Origin of the sequence: Micromonospora sp. SL4-19 (assembly GCF_047921475.1) — a bacterium.
Lineage (GTDB): Bacteria > Actinomycetota > Actinomycetes > Mycobacteriales > Micromonosporaceae > Micromonospora.
In genome coordinates, this window is the sequence record NZ_JBLROB010000024.1 from 86,770 (window position 1) to 94,855 (window position 8,086).

The window sequence follows — 8,086 nt, forward strand, 5'->3', positions numbered from 1 at the left end:
GCGGGCGTGGCAGACGTGGTCAGGAACGCGGGGCGAGCGGGATCGCCGCGTTGTCGATCAGGCGGGTGGCGCCGACCCAGGCCGCGATGAGCAGCCGCGCCGGGCCGGCGACCGGCCCCGGCTCCAGGTCGGTGTCGGTGAGCACCAGGTAGTCGAGGCGGGCGCCCGCCGTGCCCGAGTCGAAGCCGCGATGGGCGGCGGCCAGCACCGCGCCCGCGTCCGCGCCCTGCTCGGCGGACGCGACGCCGGCCCGCAGCGCGGCGGAGAGACTCAGCGCCGCCTCGCGCTCCTCCGCCGAGAGGTAGCGGTTGCGGCTGGACAGCGCCAAGCCGTCCGGCTCGCGTACGGTCGGCACGCCGACGATCTCCACCGGCACGTCCAGGTCGCGGACCATCCGCCGGACCAGGGTGAGCTGCTGGTAGTCCTTCTCACCGAAGAAGGCCAGGTCGGGGCGGGTGAGCTGGAGCAGCTTCATGACCACGGTGAGCACCCCGTGGAAGAAGCCGGGGCGGCTCAGCCCCTCCAGGTCGTCGCCGAGCGGGCCCGGGTCGAGCCGGACCTTCGGCTGGCCGTCCGGATACATGTCGGCCACCGAGGGGGCGAAGACCAGATCCGCGCCGGCCCGCCGGCAGACCTCCAGATCGGCGTCGAGGGTGCGCGGGTAGCGGTCGAAGTCCTCGTTCGGGCCGAACTGAAGCGGGTTCACGAAGATCGTGACGAGGACGTGGTCGGCCCGCTCCCGGGCGGCCCGCAGCAGCGTCTCGTGCCCGGAGTGCAGCGCGCCCATGGTCATCACCACGGCGACGCTGCCGGTCAGGTCGTCCCGCGCCGCCGCCAGTTCCTTGCGCGTGTGCACCAGCCCGGTCATGCGGCCACCTCCCGATGAATCCCACTCAGCACGTCAAGCAGCGATTCCGCGTCCGCCGGGCGCAGCCGGCCGGCCGCGATCGCCCGGTCCGCGGTCCTCCTGGCCAACGCCAGGTAGGGGGCCACGGATTCCGGCGCGGTCGCCGCCAGCTTGACCAGGTGCCGGCGTACGGTGCCCGCGTCGCCCCGGGAGACCGGGCCGGTCAGCGCGTCGTCGCCGAGGCGCAGGGCGTTCTCCAGGGCGGCCCGCAGCAGCGGGGCGAGCACCTTCTCCGGCCGGTCCACCCCGGCGTCGCGCAGCCGGTCGACGGCCTCGTTGACCAGGGTCACCAGGTGGTTCGCGCCATGCGCCAGCGCCGCGTGGTAGAGCGGCCGGTCGGCCTCCGCCACCCACTCCGGCACGCCACCGAGATCGGCGACCAGCCGGGCGGCGAACGGGCGCAGCTCCGCCGGGGCGGTCACTCCGTACGAGATGCCGGCGAGGTGGGCCAGGTCGTCCGGCGTACCGGTGAAGGTCATCGCCGGGTGCAGTGCGAGCGGCCGGGCGCCGACGGCGGCGGCCGGGGCGAGGACGGCCAGCCCGTGCGCGCCGGAGGTGTGCGCGACGACCTGGCCGGGGCGCAGCGCGCCGGCCTCGGCCAGCCCGGCGACCACCCCGGCCAGGGCGTCGTCGGGGACCGCCACGATCAGCAGGTCGGTGGCGGCGCGGGCCACCGAGGCCACGGAGCGGTTCGGGGTCTGCGGCAACAGCAGCGCCAGCCGGGCCCTGGCGGCCCCGGAGGCACCGGAGGCGGCGACCACCCGGTGACCGGCGGCGGCGAGGGCCGCGCCGAACACGGCACCGACCCGGCCGGCGCCGATCACGCCGACGGTGAGGGTACGGGGCAAGACGAGCGGGGCGCCGGACGAGGCGCCATCCGGCGACACGGCGGGCCCGTGCGGGCCGGCCGGACGCGAACGCAGCGGTGCGCTCATGGCAATCGATCCAGTCCTCGAAGGGGGTACCGGTCGATCGCAAGTATGCGCCGGGGCCAAGGAGCGGGACCAAGCATGTGTGAAAACCTTCACCGGCCGCCGCGGGGAGGTTTCCACGGCCACTACGGGCTGCGTCGAGATCTGCCGGGCCCGTACCGTCGGCGGGTGACCTTCACGGAACGGCTGCCCTGGCGGGTGGCGATGGAGCGGGCGCTCTACGGGCCCGGTGGCTTCTTCGTCTCCGGGGCCGGCCCGGCGGCCCACTTCCGCACCAGCGTGCACGCCTCTCCGGTTTTCTGCGCCGCCCTGCTGCGCCTGCTCACCTCTCTTGATCTTGTTCTTGGGCAGCCGGCCCGCCTCGACGTGGTGGATGTCGGCGCGGGTCGGGGTGAGTTGCTGCGTTCCCTGCTCGCGGGGGCTTCCGGGACCAGCACCGCCGCGCCGCTTCCGCTCGCCGATCGGGTCCGCCTCACCGCCGTCGAACGGGCACCCCGCCCGGGCGACCTGCCGGCGGAGATCCGCTGGACGAGCGAGATCCCCGAGAAGATCACCGGGCTGCTGGTGGCCACCGAGTGGCTGGACAACGTTCCCCTCGACCTGGCCGTGCACACCGTCGACGGCTGGCGCTACCTGCTGGTCGACCCGGTGACCGGCGAGGAGTCGACCGGTGACCCGCTGACCGTTCAGGATGCCGAGTGGCTGACCCGCTGGTGGCCCACGTCCCCGGGACCCTCCACCGGAACGCGGGCCGAGATCGGCCGGACCAGGGACGGCACCTGGGCAACAGCGATCAGCAGGATCGATCGAGGGCTGGCGTTGGCCGTCGACTACGGACACCTGAGGGAGGACCGGCCGGTCGACGGGAGCCTGACCGGATACCGGGGTGGGCGACAGGTGCCACCGGTGCCGGACGGGTCGTGCGACGTCACCGCGCACGTCGCCATGGACTCGGTCGCCTCCGCCGGTGAACGGGTCGCCCGGTGCGCGTACACCCTGGTTTCGCAGCGGGAGGGGCTGCGGGAGCTCGGGGCCGACGGCGGGCGGCCCCCGCTGAGCCTGGCCTCCCGCGACCCGGCCGGGTACGTGCGGGCGCTGGCCGGCGCGTCGGCCGTGGCGGAGCTGACCGACCCGGCCGGCCTCGGCGGGCACTGGTGGCTGCGGCAACCGGTCGGCGTCGCCCTCGATCCCTTCATGGCACGATGACGGACATGACCACGGACGCCGGCGACCTCCGCGAGCTGACCGTCGGCACCGGCGCCGGCGGGGAGCAGCTCGGCACCGACATGGTGTTGAACATCGGGCCGCAACACCCGTCCACGCACGGCGTGCTACGGCTGCGGCTGGTGCTCGACGGCGAGCGGGTGGTCTCCGCCGAGCCGATCGTCGGCTACATGCACCGAGGTGCGGAGAAGCTCTTCGAGGTACGCGACTACCGGCAGATCATCGTGCTGGCCAACCGGCACGACTGGCTCTCGGCCTTCTCGAACGAGCTGGGCGTGGTGCTCGCGGTGGAACGGCTGATGGGCATGGAGGTGCCGGAGCGCGCCGTCTGGCTGCGGATGGCCCTGGCCGAACTGAACCGGGTGCTCAACCACCTGATGTTCCTCGGCTCGTACCCGCTGGAGATCGGCGCGATCACCCCGATGTTCTACGCGTTCCGGGAACGGGAGACCCTCCAGGCGGTGATGGAGGAGGTCTCCGGCGGCCGGATCCACTACATGTTCAACCGGGTCGGCGGCCTCAAGGAGGAGGTGCCCGCCGGCTGGACCGGGCGGGCCCGGGCCGCCATCGGCGAGGTGCGCCGGCGGATGCCGGACCTGGACCACCTCATCCGGCGCAACGACATCTTCCTGGCCCGTACGGTCGGGGTGGGCGTGCTGTCGGCGGCCGACGCCGCCGCGTTCGGCGCGTCCGGTCCGGTCGCCCGGGCCTCCGGCCTCGACCTGGACCTCCGCCGCGACGAGCCCTACCTGGCGTACGACCAGCTCGACGTGCCCGTGGTGACCAAGACCGCCGGGGACTGCCACGCCCGCTTCGAGGTGCTGCTCGACCAGGTGTACGCCTCACTCGACCTCGCCGAGCAGTGCCTGGACCGGGTGGACCGACTCACCGGGCCGGTGAACACCCGCCTGCCCAAGGTCGTCAAGGCCCCCGAGGGGCACACCTACGCGTGGACCGAGAACCCGCTCGGCATCAACGGCTACTACCTGGTGTCCCGGGGCGAGAAGACCCCGTGGCGGCTCAAGCTGCGCACCGCGTCGTACGCGAACGTGCAGGCGCTGGCCACGCTGCTCCCCGGCTGCCTGGTGCCGGATCTGATCGCCATCCTCGGCTCGATGTTCTTCGTGGTGGGCGACATCGACAAGTAGCGGGCGCTCCCGGCCCCCCGGAGCGCCGGGCCGCGACCAGGGTCAGCGCCAGCGGTCGGCGGACCGGGGCGCGTCGTCGCGCGGCGGGTAGCCGTACCGCTCGTCGCCGTACCGGACCGGCTCCGGCTCGGCCTCAGCCCGGCGCCACTCGGGCTGGCCGCTGCGCTGCGTCGGCGGGCGCCACTCGTCGGGTACCGGCACTCCACCGGCCGGAAGCGCCGGCCGGCTCTCCCCCGCCCAGCCGGATCCCGCCTCGACGGGCGCGCCGCGATCGCGGTGGGGCTCGTGAACGGACGCCCAGCGGTCCTCGACCCGGTACTCGGTGCCCGCCCCGGCGGCGTGCACGGCGGCGCGCCGCTCGCCGACCCGGATCTCCCGGCCGTGCTCGTCGTCGCGGACCGAGGCCCAGCGGTTACCCACGCGCAGCTCCGACCAGTAGTCGCCGTCCGGATCCTCGGCGGCGGTCGCCGGGCCGGAGGGCTCCGGCGCGGCCCAGGCGCGGCCGTCCGACGACGCCCGATCCTCGCCGGCCCAGCCGCGCCCGTCGCGCGGGGCCCGCCCGGCCCAGGAGCCCTCGTCGCGGGACCCAGCCAGGCCTGCCGACCGATCCTCTCCCCGCCCGTCCCGGCCGGCTGGCCAGGACCGCTCGTCGGCCGGACCGTCGGGGGCCGCCGGCCGGGAGCGCGGGCCGGCCGACGAGGTCGACCAGGAACTGTCGTCGCCGGGTCCCGCCGTCCACCCGCGGTTGTCGCCGGATCCTGCGCCGTCGCCGGTCCGGACGGCGCCCGGCGCCGGGTGATCGCCGGACCGGGACGTCTCGTCCCAGGACGCCCGCCGGCCCGACGGGGCCCGACCGCTGTCCGGCCCGGACCAGGAGCCGCCGTCCCGGTGCCCACCCTGGGCGGGCCGGGCGTTGTCGCCGCCGGACCAGCCACGGTCGTCCTCCGCCTCCCGGTACCCGGACCGGGGCCGTTCCTCCGGCTCCGCACCGGCCCACGACCGTTCCTCGGGCCCCGGTGACCAGCGGCCGGCGTGTCCGCCGTAGCGAGCACCGGTCGCCGGATCGGCCGGACCGTCCACGATGGTGTGCCGGGTGGTGACGTGCACGGTCTCGGTGTGGTGCACCACCCCGACCGAGCGGGGTTCCGGCCTGGCATCCGGCTCGGCCGCCCGCGAGGCGCCGTAGACGCCGGGCTGGGGGCGCTCCGAGCCGTAGCGGGTGCCGGGCTGCGGGCGGCGGACCGGCTCCTCCTCCCGGCCGGAGGGCTGCCCCCCGCCTGCCGGCGGCTGCGCAGCGGGGGCGCTGTGGCGGGACCGCCGGTCGTCGTACGCCTCGGCGGAGGCCATTCGGGCGCGGGCGCCGGCCGGCTCCTCGCGGGCCGGCGCGGGACTGGTCGCGGCCGCGGCCATCTCGGCGGCCGCCGCGTCCAACCGGCGGTGCAGCGCGGTGACCGTCTCCTGCGTGCGGTGGGCCTGGTCGAGCGCCTGGTTGCCGCGCTGCGCGGCGGCCACGACCTCGCTGCGCAGCTCGCGGCGGAGCTGCTCGATCTCGTCCCGCAACTCCTCGGCGCCAGCCGCCCCGTCGCTGCCGTCGGCGCGCAGCGCGATGGACAGACCGATCAACACCACCGCGAGGATCGCCAGCACCGCGCCGATCCGCAACGTGCCGCCGCCGTCGGCGACCAGGAGGATCAACGCGGCCAGCGGCGCGAGCGCCACACCGGCCCAGAACAGGAGGGTCAGCAGCAGGGAGGTGCGCTTCGCGGCGGGGGCGACCGGGGCGGGCATGGCTGAGCAGCGTACCGAGAGTTGCCCCGGTAGGGAACCGGGCCGAAGGCATCAAAGTGCCGCCGGTGACCAGGCTTTCCCGCCTCGGGGCCCGGCGGCGGTCGCCGACGGACCAGCGAGGGCCCGTCGGCGACCGGTGCCGTCAGCTTGCGGCGAGCGCCGCGTCGGAGGAGAAGACCAGGCCGACGCTGGCCACGCCGGTCTTCAGCGCGTTCTTGGTCTGCGGGCCGCCCGCGTCCAGCGAGCTGAACGAGCCGGCCTTGAAGTCGTAGACCTGGACCAGACCGGCCTGGCACTTCGGCCGCTGCGGGCACTCCGGCGGACCGGCCAGCACGGTCGCCTTGCCCGAGCACTTCGCAGCCAGGTCGGAGAGCGTGGCGAGCTGGTACTTGTCGGCGAAGGCCTTGGTGACCGCGAAGGCGTTCTGGTCCTGGGCCTGCGACGGCTGGCCGAAGGTGATCCCGACCTTGTCGCCCGCGGCCTTCAGGGCGCTGACCGTCTTGTCCAGCTCGGGCGAGGAGACGGGCTCGGCGTCCTTGCCGTTGGCCTTGGTGTTGAGGAACTCGGCCATGGTGGCCGCGTACTCGGGGACGATCTGGATCTCGCCCTTCTCCAGGGCCGGCTCGTAGAGTTCGCGGCTGCCGATGGTCTGCACCTTGACCTGGTATCCGGCCGCGGTGAGCGCGATCTTGTAGAGCTCGGCGATGGTCTGGCTCTCGCTGAAGTTGGCGGCGCCTACCGTGGCCTGGCCGCCCGGGCCCTTCTCGACGCCCTGGGCGACGCCGTTCGCGTCGGCGAACTCCTTCGCCGCGACCTGTGGGGTCTTCCGGTCGACGTCGACCGCCCGGTTCAGCTCGATCAGCTTGGCGGTGTCGAGCGCCGCGGAGACCTTGTCCAGCGCGGCGACGAGCTGCGGGGTGGACGCCTTCGTGTTGATCGCGGGGATGACGTTGTCGGTGTTCTGGAGCTTCTTGTCGTCGGTGAGGACGACCAGCTGGTCGCCGGCGACCGGGGCACAGCCGGCCCCGGAGGTGCCCTGCTCGGGGGCGCCGGTGCCGGAGGAACCGGCGTCGCCGCAGCCGGTGAGGAGACCCGCCGCGGTGAGGGCGCCGAGCGCCCCGACGGCCAGCCGTGTACGTGCGCGCATCAGTGCCCGCCTTCCGTGTCCCGGCGCGACCCACTCGGGGCCGGCCGCGTGTCCGACGGGCGATCCGGTCGGCCGCCCGCGACTTCAGCCAATATCCTCCGGATCCGACCGACAAACTCCGAGCTGGTTTCGTCACCGGATCGTCACCCGGCGCCGGATTTACCCCGGTTCAGGTGCCCGCCGTGGCGTCGGCCGCGCGCCGGTTCGCCGCACGCCGGGCCCGCCGCAACGGGCGCGGGGTGGCCGCCCGCTCCACCACCGCGAGCACCCCCTCGACCAACAGGGCCAGCCCGGCGACCAGCACGCCGCCCGCGATGATCTGTCCGCCTCCGGCCGCGATGTCCAGCCCGAAGCCGGCCCGGATGATCTGCCCCAGCCCACCGCCGTTGACGAAGGACGCCAGGGCCGCGGTGGCGACCACCTGCACCGCGGCGGTACGGAAGCCGGCGGCCAGGTACGGCACCGCCAACGGCAGTTCCACCCGGCGCAGCACCTGCCCGCCCGAGAGGCCCATGCCGCGCGCCGCGTCCCGGGCCTCCGGATCGGCCTGCCGCACCCCGGTGTACGCGTTGGCGAGCAGCGGCGGCACCGCGAACACGGCGAGCGCGACCACCACCGCCGGGCGGCCGAAGCCGAGGAAGGTCAGCGGCAGGATGGTCAGCAGCGCCAGGGTGGGTATGGCGAGGGTCACATTGGAAACCAGCAGCACCGCGCCGCCGCCCCGGCCGGTGTGCCCCAGCCAGAGCCCGAGCGGCCAGGCCACCAGGCAGCCCAGCAGCACCGCCAGCGCGGAGATGCTCAGGTGCTCGCCGAGCCGGTCCAGGATGCCGCCCGGATTCGTCCAGTTCAGCGGGTCGTTCAGCCAGACGATCGCCTGCTGCACCGGATTCATGCTGGCCTTCCGTTCGCGACTGCGGGGCTCCGCTGCGCTGCACTCCTC

At 74.7% G+C, this 8,086-nt stretch carries 7 protein-coding genes; 2 read left to right on the top strand and 5 right to left on the bottom strand.

The window, feature by feature from the left end; translation table 11 throughout:
* Positions 1–19: 19 nt before the first annotated feature.
* Both panC and ACNAVT_RS23920 read right to left on the bottom strand, forming a co-directional pair.
* Positions 20–868 carry a pantoate--beta-alanine ligase gene (panC, locus tag ACNAVT_RS23915; RefSeq protein WP_416299392.1) on the bottom strand — a complete coding sequence of 283 codons (849 nt, stop codon included), beginning with the start codon at positions 866–868 and terminating at the stop codon, positions 20–22.
* Complete coding sequence (locus ACNAVT_RS23920; RefSeq protein ID WP_416299393.1) at positions 865–1,842, bottom strand: Rossmann-like and DUF2520 domain-containing protein; 978 nt, start codon at positions 1,840–1,842, stop codon at positions 865–867. Before ACNAVT_RS23920 ends, panC begins: the two co-directional genes overlap by 4 nt.
* A 201-nt stretch (positions 1,843–2,043) precedes the next feature.
* Here ACNAVT_RS23920 and ACNAVT_RS23925 point away from each other — a divergent pair, with 201 nt between their 5' ends.
* Together ACNAVT_RS23925 and ACNAVT_RS23930 are read left to right on the top strand one after the other, a co-directional pair.
* The gene (locus ACNAVT_RS23925) at positions 2,044–3,045 is read left to right on the top strand and encodes an SAM-dependent methyltransferase (RefSeq protein ID WP_416299402.1); all 1,002 of its coding nucleotides are present in this window, start codon (positions 2,044–2,046) and stop codon (positions 3,043–3,045) included.
* Entirely contained in the window at positions 3,042–4,211 is a 1,170-nt protein-coding gene (locus tag ACNAVT_RS23930) for an NADH-quinone oxidoreductase subunit D (protein WP_416299394.1), read from the top strand. The genes ACNAVT_RS23925 and ACNAVT_RS23930 overlap by 4 nt, the downstream gene beginning before the upstream one ends.
* Before the next feature lie 42 nt (positions 4,212–4,253).
* Here the strand turns inward: ACNAVT_RS23930 and ACNAVT_RS23935 are convergent, their stop codons facing one another.
* The 3 genes from ACNAVT_RS23935 to ACNAVT_RS23945 all read right to left on the bottom strand — a co-directional run bounded on the left by ACNAVT_RS23935 (position 4,254) and on the right by ACNAVT_RS23945 (position 8,038).
* Entirely contained in the window at positions 4,254–5,999 is a 1,746-nt protein-coding gene (locus ACNAVT_RS23935; RefSeq protein ID WP_416299395.1) for a hypothetical protein, read from the bottom strand.
* A gap of 142 nt (positions 6,000–6,141) precedes the next feature.
* Positions 6,142–7,146, bottom strand: coding sequence for a glycine betaine ABC transporter substrate-binding protein (locus ACNAVT_RS23940; RefSeq protein WP_416299396.1), 1,005 nt, complete (start codon positions 7,144–7,146; stop codon positions 6,142–6,144).
* A 169-nt stretch (positions 7,147–7,315) separates the two neighbouring features.
* Positions 7,316–8,038: an ABC transporter permease gene (locus ACNAVT_RS23945; RefSeq protein ID WP_416299403.1), complete on the bottom strand. Its 723-nt coding sequence runs from the start codon at positions 8,036–8,038 to the stop codon at positions 7,316–7,318.
* Positions 8,039–8,086 lie beyond the last annotated feature (48 nt).

Coding starts and splice junctions, on each gene's coding strand:
- panC (WP_416299392.1), bottom strand. CDS start 868: ATGACCGGGCTGGTGCACACGCGCAAGGAACTGGCGGCGGCGCGGGAC.
- ACNAVT_RS23920 (WP_416299393.1), bottom strand. CDS start 1,842: ATGAGCGCACCGCTGCGTTCGCGTCCGGCCGGCCCGCACGGGCCCGCC.
- ACNAVT_RS23925 (WP_416299402.1), top strand. CDS start 2,044: ATGGAGCGGGCGCTCTACGGGCCCGGTGGCTTCTTCGTCTCCGGGGCC.
- ACNAVT_RS23930 (WP_416299394.1), top strand. CDS start 3,042: ATGACGGACATGACCACGGACGCCGGCGACCTCCGCGAGCTGACCGTC.
- ACNAVT_RS23935 (WP_416299395.1), bottom strand. CDS start 5,999: ATGCCCGCCCCGGTCGCCCCCGCCGCGAAGCGCACCTCCCTGCTGCTG.
- ACNAVT_RS23940 (WP_416299396.1), bottom strand. CDS start 7,146: ATGCGCGCACGTACACGGCTGGCCGTCGGGGCGCTCGGCGCCCTCACC.
- ACNAVT_RS23945 (WP_416299403.1), bottom strand. CDS start 8,038: ATGAATCCGGTGCAGCAGGCGATCGTCTGGCTGAACGACCCGCTGAAC.